Origin of the sequence: Antrihabitans spumae, from assembly GCF_043944905.1 — a bacterium.
In the GTDB taxonomy this organism is placed as follows: domain Bacteria; phylum Actinomycetota; class Actinomycetes; order Mycobacteriales; family Mycobacteriaceae; genus Antrihabitans; species Antrihabitans spumae.
Window position 1 is genome coordinate 1 of the sequence record NZ_JBIMSN010000121.1, and the last position, 20416, is coordinate 20416.

At 64.3% G+C, this 20416-nt stretch carries 16 protein-coding genes; 7 read left to right on the forward strand and 9 right to left on the reverse strand.

The window, feature by feature from the left end:
* The first annotated feature begins 127 nt into the window (after positions 1 to 127).
* The gene (locus ACHIRB_RS24755) at positions 128 to 760 is read left to right on the forward strand and encodes an LppP/LprE family lipoprotein (protein WP_395125898.1); all 633 of its coding nucleotides are present in this window, start codon (positions 128 to 130) and stop codon (positions 758 to 760) included.
* 17 nt (positions 761 to 777) lie between these two features.
* On the opposite strand, the gene ACHIRB_RS24760 is transcribed toward ACHIRB_RS24755, so the two are convergent.
* The 5 genes from ACHIRB_RS24760 to pdxR are packed head-to-tail and all read right to left on the reverse strand — an operon-like array spanning position 778 to position 6943.
* Entirely contained in the window at positions 778 to 2262 is a 1485-nt protein-coding gene (locus ACHIRB_RS24760) for a carboxylesterase/lipase family protein (RefSeq protein WP_395125897.1), read from the reverse strand.
* Entirely contained in the window at positions 2259 to 3800 is a 1542-nt protein-coding gene (locus ACHIRB_RS24765) for a carboxylesterase/lipase family protein (protein ID WP_395125896.1), read from the reverse strand. Before ACHIRB_RS24765 ends, ACHIRB_RS24760 begins: the two co-directional genes overlap by 4 nt.
* Before the next feature lie 22 nt (positions 3801 to 3822).
* The gene (locus ACHIRB_RS24770) at positions 3823 to 5262 is read right to left on the reverse strand and encodes a dihydrolipoyl dehydrogenase family protein (RefSeq protein ID WP_395125895.1); all 1440 of its coding nucleotides are present in this window, start codon (positions 5260 to 5262) and stop codon (positions 3823 to 3825) included.
* A 31-nt stretch (positions 5263 to 5293) separates the two neighbouring features.
* Entirely contained in the window at positions 5294 to 5539 is a 246-nt protein-coding gene (locus ACHIRB_RS24775) for a DUF2630 family protein (protein ID WP_199705461.1), read from the reverse strand.
* Positions 5540 to 5548: 9 nt separating this feature from the next.
* Positions 5549 to 6943 (reverse strand): MocR-like pyridoxine biosynthesis transcription factor PdxR, encoded by a 1395-nt coding sequence (pdxR, locus tag ACHIRB_RS24780; protein ID WP_395125893.1) that lies wholly within the window; start codon positions 6941 to 6943, stop codon positions 5549 to 5551.
* Positions 6944 to 7014: 71 nt separating this feature from the next.
* On the opposite strand from pdxR, the gene ACHIRB_RS24785 reads away from it, so the two are divergent.
* Positions 7015 to 7686: a pyridoxamine 5'-phosphate oxidase family protein gene (locus ACHIRB_RS24785; protein ID WP_199705459.1), complete on the forward strand. Its 672-nt coding sequence runs from the start codon at positions 7015 to 7017 to the stop codon at positions 7684 to 7686.
* On the opposite strand, the gene ACHIRB_RS24790 is transcribed toward ACHIRB_RS24785, so the two are convergent.
* On the reverse strand, positions 7667 to 8920 hold the full coding sequence (locus ACHIRB_RS24790; protein ID WP_395125892.1) for a hypothetical protein: 1254 nt from the start codon (positions 8918 to 8920) through the stop codon (positions 7667 to 7669). The two genes, ACHIRB_RS24785 and ACHIRB_RS24790, sit on opposite strands and share 20 nt — an antisense overlap.
* Positions 8921 to 8981: 61 nt before the next feature.
* Positions 8982 to 10625, reverse strand: coding sequence for a glucose-6-phosphate isomerase (gene pgi / locus ACHIRB_RS24795; protein WP_395125891.1), 1644 nt, complete (start codon positions 10623 to 10625; stop codon positions 8982 to 8984).
* A gap of 91 nt (positions 10626 to 10716) precedes the next feature.
* On the opposite strand from pgi, the gene ACHIRB_RS24800 reads away from it, so the two are divergent.
* A complete protein-coding gene (locus ACHIRB_RS24800) occupies positions 10717 to 12171 on the forward strand; it encodes an NAD-dependent succinate-semialdehyde dehydrogenase (protein WP_395125890.1) in 1455 nt (484 codons plus the stop codon).
* 40 nt (positions 12172 to 12211) lie between these two features.
* Here ACHIRB_RS24800 and ACHIRB_RS24805 read toward each other — a convergent pair whose 3' ends face one another.
* The gene (locus tag ACHIRB_RS24805) at positions 12212 to 12505 is read right to left on the reverse strand and encodes a chorismate mutase (protein WP_199705456.1); all 294 of its coding nucleotides are present in this window, start codon (positions 12503 to 12505) and stop codon (positions 12212 to 12214) included.
* A 452-nt stretch (positions 12506 to 12957) separates the two neighbouring features.
* Between ACHIRB_RS24805 and pcrA the strand changes: the two genes are divergently transcribed.
* Complete coding sequence (gene pcrA, locus ACHIRB_RS24810) at positions 12958 to 15444, forward strand: DNA helicase PcrA (protein ID WP_395125889.1); 2487 nt, start codon at positions 12958 to 12960, stop codon at positions 15442 to 15444.
* Positions 15445 to 15608: 164 nt separating this feature from the next.
* Here the strand turns inward: pcrA and ACHIRB_RS24815 are convergent, their stop codons facing one another.
* Entirely contained in the window at positions 15609 to 16571 is a 963-nt protein-coding gene (locus ACHIRB_RS24815) for a M23 family metallopeptidase (RefSeq protein WP_395113279.1), read from the reverse strand.
* Positions 16572 to 17244: 673 nt separating this feature from the next.
* Here ACHIRB_RS24815 and sucC point away from each other — a divergent pair.
* From sucC to ACHIRB_RS24830, 3 genes are all read left to right on the forward strand, one after another.
* The gene (sucC, locus tag ACHIRB_RS24820) at positions 17245 to 18411 is read left to right on the forward strand and encodes an ADP-forming succinate--CoA ligase subunit beta (protein WP_395113265.1); all 1167 of its coding nucleotides are present in this window, start codon (positions 17245 to 17247) and stop codon (positions 18409 to 18411) included.
* A 12-nt stretch (positions 18412 to 18423) separates the two neighbouring features.
* Positions 18424 to 19338 (forward strand): succinate--CoA ligase subunit alpha, encoded by a 915-nt coding sequence (gene sucD / locus ACHIRB_RS24825; RefSeq protein WP_395127789.1) that lies wholly within the window; start codon positions 18424 to 18426, stop codon positions 19336 to 19338.
* 141 nt (positions 19339 to 19479) lie between these two features.
* Positions 19480 to 20340, forward strand: coding sequence for a DUF5336 domain-containing protein (locus tag ACHIRB_RS24830; protein ID WP_395113263.1), 861 nt, complete (start codon positions 19480 to 19482; stop codon positions 20338 to 20340).
* The last annotated feature ends 76 nt before the right edge of the window (positions 20341 to 20416 follow it).

Sequence of the window (20416 nt, forward strand, 5' to 3'; positions counted from 1 at the left end):
AGCACCTTTCTTCATGTACGACACCAACTCCGAAGGAATTACCGTGAAAGCGGCAGGTTAACGGGCACACGCTGTCGGTCTATTTCTCCTAGAGCGCCGACACGGGTGCCGCAGGGGAGGAACAGCGATGAGGATTTCGACGATGGCACGGGTGTGCGTGCCAGCAGCAATAGTTCTGGCATTCGCGACGGGATGCCAGAGCACCGATCAGGAACCGACTGCTGTACCAGGCACCACCGCGACAGTGAGCGCGTCGGCGACCGCCGGGACGACCGCCGCCGAAGAACCACAGTCCGGCGCGGCGACGGCAACGAGCGAGGCGACAACCGTTGCACCGAAGACCGACGACATCAGCGGCAGCGGACTCTGCCTCGATCCGCAGGCGCCCGGCGTTGTCGCCGCCCTCGCGACACTGTCCGGAGGCCCATGGGTGGCAGAACATTCCAGCGATTCGGCCGTCGGGTCCTGTCCTGAGCTGCTCTGGTTGTCGGCAGCGGGCGGAAACTCCGCCGGCGCGCCGATCCATGTGCTGTTCTTCCACGAGGGCAGCTACCTCGGCACAGCGACATCGGAACCGTACGCGTTCACTCACGTCGCGACCAGCACGTCGGACTCGGCAACGGTCGAGTACAAATGGTTGGCAGGCGACGAGCCGTTCTGCTGCCCGCAAGGCGGACCGGTCGCCATCGATTACGTATGGGACGGAACAGAAGTCGTGATGAGCACGCCGCTACCCGACGAGGTCACGAAGGGGCGGTAATCTTCTGGATCCGACACCTATCGACGGTGCTCGTAGCCGATCCACGCCCGACGACGGTCGCCGAGTGGGTCGGCTTCGACGCGGGTGTCCTCATCGATGATCAAGGTCTCACGGGTGTCGGTGGTGTAGCGCGGCCACGTTGCCTCCGGTTCACCGTGGGTAACGAAGTGCAGCCAATGTGATTGCACCACATCGGTTACCGCACGGAGACCCCGTCGACCACCGAGCAGCGTGGACTGCCGGGCAAGACCTTCGGAGCCGACACCGAACACCGCGAACAGTTCGGTCCCGTGGGTAGCTCGGAGTCCAACGGTCCGCAACAGTCGGGGTTCGAAGTCGTACCGATAGCTGTAGGTCGGTGCTACTGCCGAATGTCCTTGCGCCACAAGAATCGACGGCTCCCAGAAGACGACGTCGCCGCCGAGGTCGGTGGCGGCACGTCGTCCGGGGTAACCGGGGTACGCGGCAATTGCTCGTTCCTTGACGTCGTCGGGCGTCTGATCGAACATCTTGTCGATCCGTGCACTTGTCGTGGGGATGATGTCGAGGAACAGCGGAAAGTACCGACCCTCATGGGAATTGGTACCGACGATCAGCGGAACGCGGTGTGCCTTTCCTGCCGCGAAAACGTCGAGCGGATGGGCGGGAAGAAACTCGCCGTCGACTACGGGTGCCGTCGCGCGAGTACCTGGCTGTTCGTCGGTGCATCTCGCGGTGAGTGTCGCAGTGGCGGCGACGAGGTCGCTCGGCGAGGCATTGGTCAGTGCGTGGACCGCATCGCCTGCCCGAGAGCCGAGGATCTCGAGAAACTCAGCGGCCCAGGCACGAGCTCGCCGCTTGCCGTATACCGAAGCAGCGGGCGGACTTTCGGCGATTGCACGGGCAAAGGTGCCTTCCGCAGCGGGTGTGCACATCAGTGTCGTCACCGCGTTGGCACCCGACGACTGCCCGAACAGCGTCACGTTCGATGGATCGCCACCGAATGCGGCGATGTTGCGCTGCACCCAACCCAACGCGGCGACCTGATCTCGTAGTCCCAGGTTGGAGTCGAACGGCCGTTGCGCGGTGGAGAACCCGCTGAAGTCGAGGTAGCCGAGAGCGCCGAGGCGGTAGTTGAGCGAGACGTAGACGATGTCGCCTCGCTCGACGAGATGGTTGCCGTGATAGATCGGTTCGGACGATCCGCCTGTGACGTACGCGCCGCCGTGGATGAACACGAGTACCGGCCGAGGTGTGGCGCTCGGTGCCGCAGGTGCAACAACGTTCAGGGTCAGGCAATCCTCGCTGGCACCGGCACGGATTCTCTGCTGAGGTGCCACCGGTCCGAAGTTTTCGGCCGACCTGACATCGGTCCACGGGTCCACCGGCTGCGGCGCGCGAAAGCGGAGCGCGCCGACAGGTGCTGCGGCGTAAGGTATTCCACGCCAAGCGAGGAGGTCACCGATGCGGACGCCGCGCAAGGCACCCGAATCGGTCGTGACTTCGACGGCGGGATCGGTCAACCCGCAACCTGTTCGGTGATGTCGACACCGCCACCCGGTGCCGTGCGGTAACCGGACCACGCCAGACGACGTTGCTTGTTGAGGTCCGAGACCACGCGGGTTCGCGCGTCGAAGACCAGGGTCTTGCGGGTTTCCGTGTCGTACGCGGGCCACGACTCGCGCGGCGCACCCGTCTTGGCGAAGCTCAGCCAATGTCCTTGCAGCTCTTGGGTTACCTCGCGCAGCCCTTTTCGACCGCCGAGCGCGGTGAGTGCGAGCCCTGCCCGGGTATCACCGAACCCGAAGACCGCGAACAACTCCGAGGCGTGCGTCGCGCCGAGCCCCATTCTGGTCATTACGCGGGGCGCGAAGTCGTAGCGGTAGTTGTAGGTCGGTGCGTGCGCACTGTGGGCCGCGCAAACCTCGATCGACGGTCGCCAGAAGATGTAGTCGCCACCGAGTTTGACCGCTGCGTTCTTGGCGGGATAACCCGGGTAGGCGGCTGTAATCGCTTGTGGTGAGGCGATATTCGCCCGACCGAGCATCCGGGTGATGCGCTGCGGATTGGTCGGCAGGTGGTCGGCGAACTTCGAGAACAACGTGCCCTCGTCGCGGTTTGTTCCGATGATCAACGGAACAGGATTCGCGCTGCCGTCCGCGTACGCCTCGAGTGGGTGCTTGGGCAGGAAATCGCCGTCGACGACCGGAATCATGGCGAACTGGCCGGGTTGGTCCTGCATCAGGCGATACACGATTTTGCCTGCAGCACGGCGCATGTCGCCGGGGTCGGTTGTGCTCAGCACGGTCGCAGCGGTTTCCGGTGTCGCGCCCATCGCTTTGACACAACGCAATGCTAAATCGTCTGCGGCTTCCTTCGTCGTCGCCCAGTCGGCAGGCGAACTTTCCGCGATGCCGCGATGGAACAGGCCGTGCGCTGCGGGTGTCGCGAACAACGTCGTCACAGCGGCTGCGCCGGCCGATTCGCCGAAGATGGTGACGTTGCCGGGATCGCCACCGAAGGCCGCGATGTTGCGCTGCACCCATTCGAGCGCGGCAACCTGATCGCGCAAACCGAGATTCGAATCGAACGGACGCTCGGGCGTGGAGAACTGGCTGAAATCGACATAGCCGAACAGTCCGAGGCGATAGTTGAAGGAGACGACGATGACGTCGCCGCGCGAAACCAAACTCTTCCCGGAATAGAGCTCGACCGCCGAGGTCCCGAAGAGATATCCGCCGCCATGAATGAACACCATGACCGCGCGCGGCCGATCGCTCGGCGTGGCCGGCGCCGTCACATTGATCGTCAGGCAATCTTCGCTCTGCGGTTGATATACGCGAGCACCGGTTTGCGAACCCTTGCGATTCTGTATCGCCGCGAACCCGAACTCGGTCGCGTCACGGACTCCCGTCCACGGGGTGACCGGAGCCGGTGCGCGAAACCTGAGGTCGCCTGTGGGCGGCGCGGCATAGGGGATGGAGCGCCAGCGGAGGAATTTGCCCTCACGGGTGCCTCGGACAACGCCTTCGCATGTGGTTACCTCAGACAACGATGTCATGCTTCGGATCATAACCACGGCTCTACCCGCGGCGCTTCTCCAGTAACCGCAACCAGAACTCCGACACCGTCGGATACGACGGAACCGCATGCCAGAGCGTTTCCAACGGCACCTTGCCGACGACCGCGATGGTGGCCGCGTGAATCTGCTCGCCTACGTCCGGTCCGACGAAGGTTGCACCGAGCAGTGTGTCGGCCGTCCGGTCGATCACCAGCTTGGCGTGACCGACGAAGTCGTCGCGTGCCAATGCCGACCCTGCGACGGCGATGTCCACCTCGACCGTCTCGACGTCGAAACCGTCCTGCTTCGCTTCGCGCTCGGTGCGCCCGACCGACGCCACCTCGGGTTCGGTGAAAACCACCTGCGGGACCAGACCGTGATCGGCGGTCGCTGCGTAGCGAGGACCGTCGATCGCCCGTCCCTCGGCCCTGGCCGCGATCACGTCGCCGCACACCCGCGCCTGGTATTTGCCCATGTGTGTGAGTGGTGCCCGACCGTTGATGTCGCCGACGGCGTAGAGCCAGTCGCCTGTGGCGGTGAGGTGATCGTCCGTCTCGACGTAGCGACCGTCGTCGAGGCCGACACTCGCCAGTCCCAGGTCGGCGCTGGCCGGCGTGCGTCCGGCCGCGACGATGATCTCGTCGACGACGATTTGTTCGTTGCCGAGGTCCAGTGTCGCGGGTCCGCCGTGGATGGTCCCGATCCCGGTGTCCTGTGCGTCCGGCCGGTCGACACTCTTCAGGTCGGCGTGAAAGATGATTCGGCCGCGGCCCCCGGTGAGCCCGTCGGCGACCCGCTCGCTCGCGAATGCTTCCGAGGTGGCGAGCAGCGCCGAACCTCGGACGATCATCGTCACCTCGTCCGCGCCGAAGGCCAGCAGCCAGGTGGCGGCTTCGCAGGCGACCACGCCGCCGCCGATGATGGCGACGCGTTTCGGGACTTCGGTCATGTTGGTCGCGTCGCGGGAGGTCCAGGGGAGTGCTTCGCGGAGTCCTGGCGTGTTCGGCACGTTCGCCGTGGTTCCGGTCGCAAGCACCACCGCGTGGCGGGCGGTCAGGGTTGTGGTTCCGGCTACGCCGCTGACCTCGACCGTCTTCTCTCCCGTCAGTCTGCCGTGGCCTCGTACGACGTCGATGCCGGTGTTCTCTGCCCACTGCACCTGCGAGGAGTCGTCACGTTTGTGTGTGAACGAGTCCCGTCGTGCCAGCACGGCCTCGAGGTTTACGCCACCGGCGGCGACGAGCTCGCCGACGCCTGCGATCGCGCGAGCGCCGGAGAGGACGTGAATCGGCCGGAGTAGCGCCTTGCTCGGCATACATGCCCAGTAGGAGCACTCACCGCCGACCAGTTCGTGCTCGACGATCACGGCTGTGCGATTGCTGCCTGCGATTGCGTATGCCGCGGCGTTCTCGCCCGCGGGTCCGCCGCCGATTACGACGACGTCGTAGGTATCGGATGCCATCTGCTCACCGTAGCGCCGAACACCCGCTCAGCTATTGCAGATAGCCCTCTACCTGTACGACGGACTGCACTGTTGCGTCATCGGGAGATTGCCCTGCATCGATGCGAGCACGGCGCTGCCGCAACAGGTCCCAGCACTGATCGAGGAGCGTTTCCAGTTGGGCAAGCTGTTTGTGCTCGGTCTCGGGATCGAGCTTGCCCGCTGCTGTCTGCGATCGCAGATCGTGTTCGGCGGCGACGAGGTCTTTGATACGCGCGAGGATGTCCTGTTCGCTCATTCGTTCACCCTACGTACGTGACGGCCCTCGATGCACGAAAGGCGCAAGTAGCGCCGCGACCGTGGGAATCGAATCGTGCAATTCGGCTCTGCTGCATGCGGTGTAGCCGAGTGCGATCCCGAACGTCGACTGTGGACCGAAGTGGTGTCGCTTCAGTCCGTCGAGGTGAATACCTGCCGCACGTCCTGCGGCGATGACCGCACGTTCGGCTTCCGCCGAGGGCAACAGCACAACCACGTGTGCGCCGGCATCGTCGCCGACGACCGATAGTCCCGCGGTCGCGCACTGCTCGACGAGAAATTCTCGCCGCTCGGATACCTCCCGGCGGGTGCGGCGTAGGTGGCGTGCCAGGTCTCCCGAGGTTGCGAGTTCGCGGACGACCAATTGTCCGGCCGGGCTCGGTCTCGTTCCGGTTCTGTCGCGGTGTTCGAGCACAGCATGTGCGACAGCGGCGGGTGCGACCATCCAGCCGACACCGAGTGCAGAGGTGAGGATCTTGCTCGTCGTGCCGAGGTGGACGACCACATCCGGACCTATCGACGCGAGTAGAGGCAGTGGTGCTGCGTCGTAACGCAATTCGCCGTCGTAGTCGTCTTCTATGACGATGATGCCGTCACGACGCGCCCGGTCGACAAGCTGAACCCGACGTGCCGCAGGCAGTCGTCCTCCCATTGGAAACTGATGTGCCGGTGTGCAATACACCGCTTTCACGCCCCTCGGTATCGCGTCGACGCATAATCCCTCCGCATCGACAGGTACCGGAACCACGGTCATTCCAGCCGCGCGCAGTGCGCCGACGGACCTGCGGTAACCCGGTTCCTCCATGGCGACCGCATCACCGGGTTTCAGGATCGATTCGGCGAGTTCACCTGTGGCGGAGCTTGTTCCCGCCGTCGTCAGTACTGTTCCCGAATCGACACCGGCCGCCAAGCCTCGGTGCCGCAACAGGTGTTCGACTACGGCTGCGCGGTAGTCGGGGAGGCCCGCCCGCTGCGGACGAATCATGGAGGGATGGTCGGCGGCAGCGCGCCACGCTCGCCGCCACGCAGCCTTGTCGATCGTCGCGACGCAGGGCGCACCGGGCGCAAGGTCGATCAAACCCTCGTCGCCGACGGGTAATTCGTAGGAAACAGCATGTGCCGGGCTGGGTTTCGGTGCGGTGGTGATGAAGGTTCCCGCACCGTGCTTGCCCGTGATCCAGCCTTCGGCGTGCAGTTGGTCGTACGCCGCAGACGTGACGGTCCGGCTGACACCCAGCGTGTCGGCAAGTCTGCGCGAGGACGGCAACTTGTCGCCTGCACGCAACCGACCGTCGGTAGCCGCAGCGCGGAAAGCGTCGGCAACTTGGGTCGCCAGTGGAGTGCCTGCGGCGCGATCGAGGGTGATCGGGAGGTCGTCGTTCACGAAAAGTGGCCTTTCGATATTGCGTCCAATTGGCACTGTTGTGATGCCACTATTGCTCGCAAGATGGTGTTATGTCCAACACCGATACTCTTTCGCCAACTCCTCGCAGCACGGTCAAGCGACTCAAGGACCGCGCCAGGACCGACCGCGCGGACCTGTACGAGATCTTGGATGCGGCCTTGATCTGCCATCTGGGCATCGTCGTCGACGGCTCGCCCGTCGTGCTTCCCACCAGCTTTGCTCGGTCAGGAGACACGCTCTACCTGCACGGCTCGACAGGCGCGCGGAGTTTGCGCGAAGCGCTCGCGGCCGACGTGTCGATCACCGTGACCCTGCTCGACGGCATCGTCTATGCGCGCAGCGCCATGCATTTCTCGATGAACTACCGCTCCGCCGTTGTGTTCGGCCGCTGCCGCCAGGTGAGCGGCGACGAGAAGGCAGCTGCACTGCAGTCGATCGTCGAACACCTCGCGCCTGGCGCGTGGGATGTGGTGCGACAGCCGAACAAGCGTGAGTTGGCTGCGACGAGTGTGCATGCGATCGATCTGACCGAAGCGTCGGTCAAGATGCGCAGCGGTGGACCCGGCGACGACCTATCCGATATCGAAGCGGGTGGCGTGTGGGCGGGAGTGCTTCCGCTGCAGCAGAGTTGGGGCGACCCGGTGACGTCTACCGACCTCGAGCCCGGCGTCGATGTGCCGGAACATGTTCGGCACCGACCGGTCACCACGCTCGGGCGGTGACGCCGTAGCGCGCGATACTTTCGAGCGCGAGTTCGAGCAGTGCCGAGTTCGAGCCGAACAACTGTGGGTCGAGGGCGACGAGAGCGAGTGTGTACTCCTCGCCCGACCTGCAGAGGTACCCGGACAGCCTGGTGCGCAACCGATTCAGTTGCGCGACCGTAAGGCCCGGGTGCAGCGCGCGAGTCGCGATACCGGTGCTGCGGTGCCCACCGAGATCGGCGATGCGGTCGGCGATAACACCGATGTTCGAGCACAGCACATCGCGTTCGCCTGCACCCTCGGCGAGGCGATGGGCAAGGCGGTCGGGGAGCACGCCGAGTAGTTCCTCCGGAAAACCGGCCGGACTTGTCATTGGCGCGAGGTAGGCGGTCCGGCACTTGGCCAGGATCGTGGCAGGTGAATCGCTCGCCACGACATCGATATCCGTCATCGACATGGCGTTGTCGATGCCGGCGTCGCCGCGGACATCGATCGGGAGTGCCACACCGATGCTCGGTTCGGTGTACCCGGCGGACCGGAGGATGTCGGTGGCCACCGCGATGAAGAGGCTGTTGGCCGAACCGCCGAAAGAGGTTGCGGCCTCGTCCCACTCATGTGTGTCGACGGTGACGATCGCGGTTCGGATCGTTGCGACCGACTCCGATCGTGACAGCCGAGGCGGTCGGGCGAGTTCGGCACGCACCTCGCGCTGTGTGGCTAGTTTGCCGAGTGCGCGAGCGGTGCCCTTTGCGACGATCGCCCACTGGGCCCGGGCATCCGACCAGTCCGAACCTGGCGGCGGGACAACGTAATCGGACTCACCCGCCAACGCTCGGTCGACGGCAAGCACAAGCCCGCGCGCATCGGCGAGGACGTGGGAACAGACCAGCGACAGCACGGTTCCGCCGTCGTCGAGGCGTGCCGCCGAGAACCGCCAACCCGGTCCGTCGGTGGGGTCGAGGTTCGCACCGGCAGCATCCGCCCACTCGAGCAGGTAGGCGGCAGGGATCGGCGCGGCTTCGATCGACAGCGGGTATGCGCCGATATCGCGTCGCCACCACGGCCGCGCACCGGGGGTCCGCGGTCGAACGACCCTGCGCCCCAACGGCCCTCTAGCAAGCGCGGAATGGATCGAGGTGAGCAACTCGACCTCCAGCGCTTCGCTGCTGCGCCACAATCCCTGCATAGCGATGGGCGTGCCGAGGCCGCGATGGGACCGCAGAAACATCTCGTCGATTACCGAAAGGCGGCCCACCTCTCGTGAGTCTTTTCGGAGGTCCGGCGCGCCGAAAGGACTCACGAGGCGCGAAGCGCCCTCATCGCCCGCGACCGCGGCGATACCACGCGACAAGTTGATCGGTCGACGAGTCGCCGAGCGACTCCGGCGCCTCGACCCCCGTGAGTGCCGGCTCCAGTTCAAGTGCCTGCTTCTTGCCGAGCTCGACGCCGCACTGATCGAACGAGTCGACTCCCCAGATGGTGCCCTCGACGAAGACCTGGTGCTCGTAGAGCGCAATCAGCTGACCGACCACCGACGGCGTCAGTCGTTGCGCCAGAATCGTCGTCGACGGCCTGTTGCCCGGCATCACCTTGTGGGGGACGACGTCGGCGGGAGTGCCGTCGGCCGCGATTTCCTCGGCCGTCTTGCCGAACGCGAGGACCTTCGTCTGCGCGAAGAGGTTGCTCATCAGAATGTCGTGCATACTTCCCGACCCGTCCATTGTCGGGAGATCGTCCGTCGGCTCGGCGAAGCCGATGAAGTCGGCCGGGATCAGCCGTGTGCCCTGATGAAGCAGCTGATAGAACGCGTGCTGGCCGTTGGTGCCTGGCTCGCCCCAGAAGATCTCACCGGTCGACGTCGTGACGGGGGTGCCTGCTGCGGTGACCGATTTGCCGTTCGATTCCATCGTCAGCTGCTGCAGATACGCTGCGAACCGGGCGAGATCGTTCGAATAGGGAAGCACGGCACGGGATTCGGCGCCGAGGAAGTTGGAATACCAGAGTCCGATCAGCCCGAGCAGCACCGGCGCATTCGATTCGAGCGGCTCGGTGAGGAAGTGCTCGTCGACCGCACGCATCCCGGCGAGGAACTCCGCAAAACGTTCCTTGCCGATCACGGTCATCACCGAGAGCCCGATCGCCGAACCCACCGAGTACCTGCCGCCGACCCAGTCCCAGAAGCCGAACATGTTGGCGGTGTCGATACCGAATGCCGAGACCTTGTCGGCGTTCGTCGACACGGCGACGAAGTGTTTGGCAACGGCGTCGTCACCGAGGGCGTCGGTCAGCCAACTGCGGGCGCGGGTTGCGTTCGTCAACGTCTCCAGCGTCGAGAACGTCTTCGACGCGATGATGAAGAGCGTCGTCGCAGGGTCGAGGCCCGCTAGTTTCGACACCAGATCCGCGGGGTCCACGTTCGACACGAAGCGCGCCGAGATGCCTGCGTCCGCGTAGTGCCGCAACGCCTGGTAGACCATGGCGGGCCCGAGATCGGAACCGCCGATACCGATGTTGACGACGGTCGAGATGCGCTCACCGGTAGCACCACGCCACGCGCCGGAGCGGACGGCGTCGGTGAAGGTGCCCATCCGATCCAGCACCTCGTGCACGTCGGCGACGACGTTCTGGCCGTCGACCTCGAGCGTCGCGTCTGCCGGTAGCCGCAGTGCCGTATGCAGCACCGCTCGATCCTCCGACACGTTGATGTGCTCGCCTGCGAACATGGCGTCGCGGCGCGCTTCGACGTCGGCTGCACGAGCCAGATCGGTTAACAGACGCAAGGTTTCACGATTCACGCGGTGCTTGCTGTAGTCGATGTACAGGTCGCCGACGGTGACAGTCAGATCGGCGCCACGCGCCTCGTCGTCGGCGAACAATTCACGAAGATGTGTGGACGAAATCGTGCCGAGGTGGTCGCCGAGCTTCTGCCATGCCGAACTCGCGGTGATATCGCTGCTCATGGTCGAAGAGCCTAGCGTCGCGGATGCGTTGTCTCGCAGGAATCTTGATCTTGCGGCCCATTTCCGGTCCGCGACCAGGCATGCTGGGAACATGGACGAACGCGAACTCATCGTTTCGATTCCCAACCAACTTTGGATCGCTGGAAAGCCCACCGATGCCGAGGGTGGCAAAACGTTTCCGGTCTACAACCCCGCGACCGGTGACCCTGTCGCACACGTAGCCGACGCCTCGCCGGCCGACGGTATGCGGGCACTCGACGCCGCAGTCGCCGTGCAGCCGACGTGGGCAGCGACTCCCGCTCGCGAGCGTGGGGAGATCCTGCGCGCTGTGTTCGAGGAGATCACGAAGCGAGCCGAGGACATGGCTCTGCTGATGACCCTCGAAATGGGCAAGGCGATTGCCGAAAGTCGCAACGAGGTCCGCTACGGCGCCGAGTTCTTCCGCTGGTTCAGTGAGGAAGCGGTCCGCATCCATGGTCGCTACCAGCACGCGCCCGCGGGCAACGGCCGGATCCTCGTGACCAAACAGCCCGTGGGGCCGTGCCTGGCCATCACGCCGTGGAACTTCCCACTCGCCATGGGCACGAGGAAGATCGGGCCTGCGCTTGCCGCAGGGTGCACGATGATCGTCAAGCCTGCCGCCGAAACCCCGCTGACGATGTTGCTGCTCGCTCAGCTGTGCGCCGACGCCGGGCTGCCCGAGGGTGTGCTTTCTGTCGTGACGACCAAACAGTCCGGCGCTGTGACCGGACCGCTCATCGAAGATCCGCGCCTGCGCAAACTGACGTTCACCGGGTCGACAGCGGTCGGGCAGAAGTTGGTCGAGAAGTCGGCGAAAGGACTGCTTCGGACCTCGATGGAACTTGGTGGCAACGCACCGTTCGTCGTCTTCGACGACGCGGACGTCGATGCTGCCGTCGAAGGCGCGATGTTGGCCAAGCTCCGCAACGGCGGCGAAGCGTGCACGGCGGCCAACCGGTTCCACGTACACAACTCGGTGCGTGCGGAGTTCACCAGCAAGCTGGTCGAGAAAATGGGCACGATGCAACTCGGCCCCGGAACCGATCCGGCGACCACACTCGGACCGCTGATCAACGCGGACCAACTCGCAACCGTGACCGAGCTGGTCGACGATGCCGTTGCGGTCGGCGCGAGCCTCGAACTGGGCGGCAAGGCACCGGGCGGTGCCGGATTCTTCTATCCCGCGACCGTGCTCGCCGATGTTCCTGCCAACGCACGGATCCTGCGGGAAGAGGTGTTCGGGCCGGTCGCGCCGATCGTCGGCTTCGACACGGAGGAGGAAGCTGTCGCCGCGGCCAACGACACCGAGTACGGCTTGGTCGCCTACATCTACACAGAAAACCTCGACCGCGCGCTACGCGTGGCCGAGGCTCTGGAGACGGGGATGGTCGGTGTGAACAGGGGAGTGATCTCGGATGCGGCTGCACCGTTCGGCGGCGTCAAAGCGTCCGGGTTCGGTCGAGAAGGCGGTTTCGAAGGTATCGACGAGTATCTGGAGACGAAGTATGTAGCTCTGACACCCTGATCGAGCATGGTTCAGCGGCAGGTGCCGCGGACGCGGAGGTTCAGTGACCGAGGCGTCCGCGGCCGAGGCGCAGCAACAGCATGGCAAGCGTGTGGCCCTCTTGGCCGAGCTCGCTGAAGCGTTCGAGGACTTTCATCTCGCGGCTGTGGACCAGGCGGGTGCCGCCCGAAGCCATTCGCGTGCGGCCGATGATGCGGGAAACCTCAGTGCGTCGCTTGATCGCCGCCAAGATCTCGGCGTCGAGCTGATCGATCTCCTTGCGGAGCTTTTCGATCTCTGCCTCGCTCTGCGGCATGGAAGAACCGGAGCCAGTTGTCTTTGTCGGGCTGCTCATATCTTCTCCTCGTGTCAGAACGTGGATCGCCTATCAACGTCGAGTTGTTACCGATCCAGTGCTTCTTCCACGAAACAGACCTGGAATTTGTCTAAAAGCCCAGGTACGTGGACTGGTCAGGCTTGCAGTCTCCAGTAGCGACTACCGGTCGGAAATCTCTGGAAACTGGGGTGCACCGACTCTGATCATGAAATTAGTCTGCCACGGGTCCTGAGTCTGTCAAAACAGAAAGTCCTGTGACCTAGCTGTGAGTTGGACGTCGGGCCCAGGTCGCATCGGGCGATGCCGCTGACCAGGGGGCCTTAATCATACTGTAATCGGGCCGTTACCGTTGCTCCATCCGGCTCCGGCGTCGAATGCGGCGATGGCTGCGATGTCGGTGCGCGCCGGTAGCGTGTTCGGGAAATGAACTCGGTAATGAGCAGCACCCAGAAAATGAGCTGTACCCGGAAATGAGCATTGTGACCAAGGATTCAGCGACCGATGCAGCAACTGCGCCCAAGGGAGGATCGGTCCCGTCGGCGAAGGAGACCGCGGCAGAGACGGCCGAGCGGCTGCTCGACGGTCTCAATCCACAACAACGTGAAGCTGTCGTCCACACCGGGTCGCCGCTGCTGATCGTCGCGGGCGCAGGCTCGGGCAAGACGGCGGTACTTACCCGCCGGATCGCGTACCTCCTTGCTGCGCGAGGAGCGACTCCGGGCCAGATTCTCGCGATCACGTTCACCAACAAGGCCGCAGGCGAGATGCGCGAGCGGGTGATCGGCATCGTCGGGCCCCGTGCTCGCAACATGTGGGTGTCCACGTTCCATGCGAGCTGCGTGCGGATCCTGCGGATGCAGGCGTCGCTGCTGCCGGGGCTCAACTCGAACTTCTCGATCTACGACGCCGACGATTCGCGTCGTCTGCTCACCATGATCAGCCGAGATTTCGAGATCGATGCGAAGAAGTTCTCCGCGCGTTTGCTCGCGACGAGCATCTCCAACCTCAAGAACGAACTGATCGATCCCGAGCGAGCGACCGACGACGCCGACAAGGCGGGCACCGAGTTGGAGCGTCTGGTCGCGAGGGTGTTCGTCGAGTATCAGAAGCGGCTGCGCAGTGCGAACGCGATGGATTTCGACGATCTCATCGGCGAGACCGTCGCGGTGCTGCAGAACTACCCGCAGGTCGCTGAGTACTACCGCAGACGGTTCAGGCACGTGCTCGTCGACGAGTACCAGGACACCAACCACGCGCAGTACGTCCTCGTGAAGGAACTGGTCGGCGGCAGCTCCGAGACCGTAGACAATCCCGACGACCCCGCTGCAGCCATCGCCCCGAGCGAACTCTGCGTCGTCGGCGACGCCGACCAGTCCATCTATGCGTTTCGCGGTGCGACGATACGAAATATCGAGGAATTCGAGCGCGACTATCCGGATGCTCGGACGATCCTGCTCGAGCGGAACTACCGCTCGACCCAGCACATCCTTTCCGCGGCCAATGCCCTGATCTCGCGCAACGCGGGTCGCCGTGAGAAGCGACTGTGGACCGATTCCGGTGACGGCGATTTGATCACCGGGTACGTCGCGGACAACGAGCACGACGAAGCGACGTTCGTCGCCTCCGAGATCGACCGGCTCTCCGATGCAGGCGAGGCCAAGTTCAGCGACGTGGCGGTCTTCTATCGCACGAACAACTCGTCGCGTGCGCTCGAAGAGATGTTCATCCGTCGTGGGCTGCCCTACAAGGTGGTCGGCGGTGTGCGCTTCTACGAACGCAAGGAGGTTCGTGATGCTGTCGCGTACCTGCGGGTCCTGGACAACCCCGAGGACACGGTCAGCCTGCGCAGGATTCTGAACACGCCTCGCCGCGGCATCGGCGACCGCGCGGAGGCCTGCGTCGCCGTGCACGCAGAGCAGAAGAACATCAGTTTCGCGGAGGCACTTCGCGACGCGGGACGAGGTGTCGTCCCGCTGCTCAACACCCGTTCGCAGCGCGCCATCCTGGCGTTTCTCGAGATGATGGACGGCATCCGCGAGGTCGGAAACACCGAAGGTGGCTACTTCGACGTCGGCGAGATGGTCGAAGCGATATTGGAACGCACCGGCTATCGTGCCGAACTTGCTGCGAGCAGCGATCCGCAGGACGGTGCCCGACTCGACAACCTCAACGAATTGGTCAGCGTCGCAGCGGAATTCAGTTCCGAGGCACGCAATGCCGCGGCGCTCGCCGACGCCGAGGGCACACGCGAAGCCGCGGTCGCCGACGGTGAGGTCGATCCGGGGTCGCTCGCGGCGTTCCTCGAGCGGGTGTCCCTCGTCGCCGACACCGACCAGCTGCCCGATTCGGGGTCCGGCGTCGTCACGATGATGACGCTGCACACGGCGAAGGGGCTCGAATTTCCGATCGTGTTCGTCACCGGCTGGGAAGACGGCCAGTTCCCGCACATGCGAGCACTCGGAGATGCCGCTGAGTTGTCCGAGGAGCGCCGATTGGCCTATGTGGGTATCACGAGGGCCCGAAAGCGTCTCTATCTCACCAGAGCCATCGTCAGGTCGGCATGGGGTCAGCCCATCAGCAACGCGGAGTCACGGTTTCTGCAGGAGATCCCGAACGAACTCATCAACTGGCGCAGGCTCGATCCGGGCAAGTCCGTCGGCAACGCCATCGGTCGCGGGCAGTCGCGCGATTGGACACGGACCGGCGGGTCCGGCTTCGGTGGCCCGAGCAGACGAGCCGAGAGCTACGGGTCGCCCAGGCCTGCGCCCGGATCCGTCAGAGGTAAGGCCGTCGAGGTCTACAAACTCGGTGACCGTGTCAATCACGACAAGTACGGCCTCGGGACCGTCATCTCCGAAGACACCCTCGGTCAGTACCCGACCGTGACGATCGACTTCGGCTCCGCAGGCAAGGTCCGCGTGGTCCCAGGGTTCGGCGCGCCGATGATGAAGCTGTAGGGCGTCGGGGACCGAGAATTGCGGAGCCAATGTGGCATTCGTGCCGCCTAGAGGTACCAATGTGACATTGGCTCCGGCTGCGCCGTGATGTCGAGGGCACCTTGACGTCGTGTGACGGCGGCAAGGGCGCCCTCACGCTGCGGGGCGGTGAAAGATGTTGGGAATCAGTCGCGTTCGACGCCGAGGCTGATACCGCGCGAGGCGAGCCACGGAAGCGGGTCGACCTTGTCGGTGCCGTTGAGCCACACCTCGAAGTGGACGTGCGGGCCGGTCGAGAAGCCTCGGTTGCCCATCTTCGCGATTTCGTCGCCCGCCATGACCTGCTGGCCGACCGTGACGGTCGCCGAGTCGATGTGGCCGTAGATGGTGACGGTGCCGTCGGCGTGCTTGAGGCGGACCCACATGCCGAAGCCGCTAGCCGGACCCGCGTCGATCACAGTGCCGTCGGCGACGGCAAGGATCGGGGTGCCGATGGCATTGGCAATGTCGACGCCTGCGTGCAGCGTGCCCCAGCGGGCACCGAAGCCGGAGGTGTACGAGCCGAGGGCGGGGAGTGCGAACAGCGGACGCAGCGCCTTGGCTTCGCGTGCGGCGCGATCCTGGGCGAACTTCTGGCCCTTTTCGATGAGGCCGGTGAATTGCGTCGGATCGAGCGGCGCTGCGATGTTGAGCAGCTGCGGCGCTGTCTTGGACTCGTTCTCGGGAGTGACCGCGACACCTGCCGTGTCGACGAACTGTGCCGCCTGTGGCATTGCTGTGGCGGCGATGCCCGACTGTGCGTCGGCGGAGAGCGCGACGTCGGCGATCGAAGGCGACGTGTCGGTGCTGCTGCTGACCGCTGCCTGGCCCGCTGAGACGACTGCGCCCGCTGCGACGGCTACGACCGCCGCGCGACCTTTCAGGGCGGCAGGGGGAGCGGGGAGGCGGTGTGCGCCGCGACGACGCTTGGGGACTTGTTCGGAGCTACCTGCCGACTCTGCGCTCGGACGCCGATGGCTGACCGGACCGAACTCGGCGCGGTAGTCGGAGGAGCTGGCGGCTTCGTCGTCCCAGCTGCGGAAGCTGTAGGTCGATGATGAGTACTCGGTGACTCGGTCGGTTTCGCGGTCGAGCTCCGGATTTGAAATGTAACGATCCTGACGATTGGGCTGATATCCGAATGACTGCTCGGTCGATGCGGGACCGAGCACACCCGGGCGACGGCCATAGGGGCCATCGGCGTCGTCGAAGTTCGTTCCGAACTCGAAGCTGGTGTTGTCGAGGCGATTGTCGAACGCTCCCGAAGGATCCGCCTGATCGGTCACGAAACGGCTGGGTGTGAACGGACTGCGATGTTGCGACAAGATGCGCCGTTCCCTCCGTGACCAGGTTGTGACTTAGACCTCGAGGACGGTAACGAAACGATTGCAAGCAGCGCAAGTTAACGGGGCTACGAATCCAGATATGTGAGATGCATCACAAACTGACCTGGGAATATGTGCAGAGTCTCCAAAGGGGTCGATGTCATATCGAGACATCTCGGGCGTGTCACGGAACGTGTTCCAACCGCCGCTGCGCAGCCAATTGCGACCGAACCCATCATGGCTACTCGTCAGTAGCGATATCGTGGGCGTGACCAGAGAAGACGTCGTCGAACGGCGATCGAGACGCTGGTGAATTCCTTCGCAATGTCGGTCGCCGAGTGAGATGAACCATATAGCATGTATGCGGTCGATTGACGATGCAACGAGGTGGCTAAAGTCCGAACCTGACCCGCTCCTACCCGCGAGTGGGTGTCAACGCAGACGAGACGGTGAGCAGATGGATCTCTTCGAATACCAGGCGAAAGAGCTCTTCGAAAAACACGGAGTTCCTTCGTCGAAAGGCCGAGTTACCGACAACGCCGACGAGGCCAAGCGGATCGCCGAAGAAATCGGCAATCCGGTGATGGTCAAAGCCCAGGTAAAGGTCGGCGGCCGCGGCAAGGCCGGTGGAGTCAAGTACGCAGTAAACGCAGACGAAGCGCTTACCCACGCGCAGAACATTCTCGGCCTCGACATCAAAGGCCACGTAGTCAAGAAGTTGCTCGTCGCCGAGGCGAAGGACATCGCCGAGGAGTACTACATCTCGTTCCTGCTCGATCGCACCAACCGCACCTACCTTGCGATGTGCTCGGTCGAAGGCGGCATGGAGATCGAGGAAGTTGCAGCAACCAAGCCGGACCGCCTCGCCAAGGTCGCCGTCGACGCCGTCAAGGGTGTCGACCTCGCCTTCGCTCGCAGCATTGCCGAGCAGGGCCACCTGCCCGCCGAGGTGCTCGACGCCGCTGCGGTCACGATCCAGAAACTGTGGGAGGTCTTCGTCTCCGAAGACGCACTCCTCGTCGAGGTCAACCCACTCGTCCGTACGCCCGACGATCAGATTCTCGCCCTCGACGGCAAGGTGACCCTCGACGCGAACGCCGACTTCCGGCAGCCGGGCCACGCCGAGTTCGAGGACAAGGACGCAACCGATCCGCTCGAACTGAAGGCCAAGGAGAACGACCTCAACTACGTCAAGCTCGATGGTGCGGTCGGCATCATCGGCAACGGTGCCGGTCTGGTCATGTCGACGCTGGACGTCGTCGCCTACGCGGGTGAGAAGCACGGCGGAGTCAAGCCTGCGAACTTCCTCGACATCGGTGGCGGTGCGTCTGCGGAGGTCATGGCAGCCGGACTCGACGTCATCCTCAACGACGAACAGGTCAAGAGTGTGTTCGTGAACGTCTTCGGCGGTATCACCGCATGTGACGCGGTCGCGAATGGCATCGTCGGCGCGTTGCAGACGCTCGGCGACGAGGCCAACAAGCCACTGGTGGTTCGCCTCGACGGCAACAAGGTCGAGGAAGGCCGCAAGATTCTCGCAGACGCTGCGCACCCGCTGGTGACGCTGGCGGCGACCATGGACGAGGGCGCCGACAAGGCCGCCGAACTGGCTTCGGCCAAGTAAAGGAAACAGGCTGTGTCTATTTACCTCAACAAAGATTCCAAGGTCATCGTCCAGGGCATCACCGGCGGCGAAGGCACCAAGCACACCGCGCTGATGCTCAAGGCAGGCACCCAGATCGTCGGCGGTGTCAACGCTCGCAAGGCGGGCACCACCGTCAGTCACACCGACGCATCCGGTGCGGCAGTGGAAATCCCGGTGTTCGGGACCGTTGCCGAAGCGATCGAGAAGACCGGCGCCGACGTGTCCATCGCGTTCGTCCCGCCGAAGTTCGCCAAGGATGCGATCGTCGAAGCCATCGACGCCGAGATCGGCCTGCTCGTGGTCATCACCGAAGGCATTCCGGTGCAGGACTCCGCGTACGCGTGGGCCTACAACGTCGAAAAGGGCAAGAAGACTCGGATCATCGGACCGAACTGCCCCGGCATCATCACGCCAGGCGAAGCCCTCGTCGGCATCACCCCCGCCAACATCACGGGCACCGGACCGATCGGCCTCGTCTCCAAGTCGGGCACGCTGACCTACCAGATGATGTTCGAACTCCGCGACTTCGGTTTCTCCACCGCCATCGGCATCGGCGGCGACCCGGTCATCGGTACGACCCATATCGACGCGATCGAGGCCTTCGAGAAGGTCCCCGACACCAAGCTCATCGTCATGATCGGCGAGATCGGCGGCGATGCCGAAGAGCGCGCGGCCGAGTACATCAAGGCCAACGTGACCAAGCCCGTCGTCGGCTACGTCGCGGGATTCACCGCACCCGAAGGCAAGACGATGGGCCACGCGGGCGCCATCGTGTCGGGCTCGTCGGGTACCGCGCAGGGCAAGAAAGATGCATTGGAAGCAGCGGGAGTGAAAGTCGGTAAGACGCCGTCCGAAACCGCTGGTCTGGCACGGGAGATCCTGCAACAAGCAGCTGTGACCGCGTAGGCAGCCAACCGATCCGATACGCGATCCGATACGGTCGCCTCGTTGCTGAAACAAGCGCAACGAGGCGACCGTCGGTCGTTCGGGGAGTTTGTGCAGTAGCGTTCCGTGTGACTACTCGCGACTTGAACAAGGAGCAAGACCATGTCTAACCCGCAGGGGGGTTCCGGGTACGGTCAGCCGGCCCAGCCGAACCCGAACGCAACCTCCGCAACCACAGCAGCCAAGGGATTGCCGTGGATTCTGTCGGCAGTCGTCGCAGGACTCGGTGTACTGAACTTTCTCGTCGGCTTCGCGCCGTTCATCGCCCAGGACATCGAAGACGGTGAAGGGGTCAAGTTTTTCGAGACCCCGTTCTCCGGCGGCGCGCTCGTCGTGGCGTTGTTGCTCCTCAGTGGACTGCTCGCAGGAATCTCGCTGCTGCCGAAGCAGGATTGGACCGCGCCTTCTGCCGCCATCGCGGTGACCGCATTCCTGACCCTGCTCTTCCAAGTATTCAGCGTGACCGAGAACTTCAAGGTCGCCTTCGGTGGCTGGATAGTCCTGCTGCTCAGCCTGATTCAGGCCGGCGCGGCAGTGGCCGCGTTCCTCTTCGGCGCGGGCATCATCAAGGCTCCGGCTCCGCGGCCCGCGCCCGCTTTCGGCGGTTACGGCCAGCAGGGTTATGGCCAGCCAGGCCAGACCTACGGTCAGGGCGGTTACGGCCAGCCGCAGCAGCAGGGCTACGGCCAGGGCCAGGGCTACGGACAAGCGCAGCAGTCGTCCTTCGGCGCACCGGCGGGCTACGGCCAGCAGGGTGGACAGCAGGGCGGGCAGCAGAGTGCGCCGTCGGCACCCCAGGGGCAGGCAGCTCCGACCCAGCAGTATCAGCCGCCTTCGGCGCAGCAGGGTCAGCCGGGTCAGCAGTACGGTTCGCAGCTGAACTTCGGCTCCGCGGCACCGCAGCACCGCGCGCCCGACGGCGGCAACGACGCCACGCAGGCGTTTCGTAATCCCAACGAGTAGTTCCGCCAGCAAGTAGTTGAAAACGAGAGTGTGACTTCCGACTTCCGTCGGCGCGCCTGAGCACTGCGCGCCGGCG

What these genes read in the sequence shown, in the direction of transcription:
- ACHIRB_RS24800 (WP_395125890.1), top strand. Translation starts at nt 10,717, where the DNA reads ATGGACGAACGCGAACTCATCGTTTCGATTCCCAACCAACTTTGGATC.
- ACHIRB_RS24785 (WP_199705459.1), top strand. Translation starts at nt 7,015, where the DNA reads ATGTCCAACACCGATACTCTTTCGCCAACTCCTCGCAGCACGGTCAAG.
- ACHIRB_RS24765 (WP_395125896.1), bottom strand. Translation starts at nt 3,800, where the DNA reads ATGACATCGTTGTCTGAGGTAACCACATGCGAAGGCGTTGTCCGAGGC.
- ACHIRB_RS24805 (WP_199705456.1), bottom strand. Translation starts at nt 12,505, where the DNA reads ATGAGCAGCCCGACAAAGACAACTGGCTCCGGTTCTTCCATGCCGCAG.
- ACHIRB_RS24770 (WP_395125895.1), bottom strand. Translation starts at nt 5,262, where the DNA reads ATGGCATCCGATACCTACGACGTCGTCGTAATCGGCGGCGGACCCGCG.
- pcrA (WP_395125889.1), top strand. Translation starts at nt 12,958, where the DNA reads ATGAGCATTGTGACCAAGGATTCAGCGACCGATGCAGCAACTGCGCCC.
- ACHIRB_RS24830 (WP_395113263.1), top strand. Translation starts at nt 19,480, where the DNA reads ATGTCTAACCCGCAGGGGGGTTCCGGGTACGGTCAGCCGGCCCAGCCG.
- sucC (WP_395113265.1), top strand. Translation starts at nt 17,245, where the DNA reads ATGGATCTCTTCGAATACCAGGCGAAAGAGCTCTTCGAAAAACACGGA.
- pgi (WP_395125891.1), bottom strand. Translation starts at nt 10,625, where the DNA reads ATGAGCAGCGATATCACCGCGAGTTCGGCATGGCAGAAGCTCGGCGAC.
- ACHIRB_RS24775 (WP_199705461.1), bottom strand. Translation starts at nt 5,539, where the DNA reads ATGAGCGAACAGGACATCCTCGCGCGTATCAAAGACCTCGTCGCCGCC.
- ACHIRB_RS24755 (WP_395125898.1), top strand. Translation starts at nt 128, where the DNA reads ATGAGGATTTCGACGATGGCACGGGTGTGCGTGCCAGCAGCAATAGTT.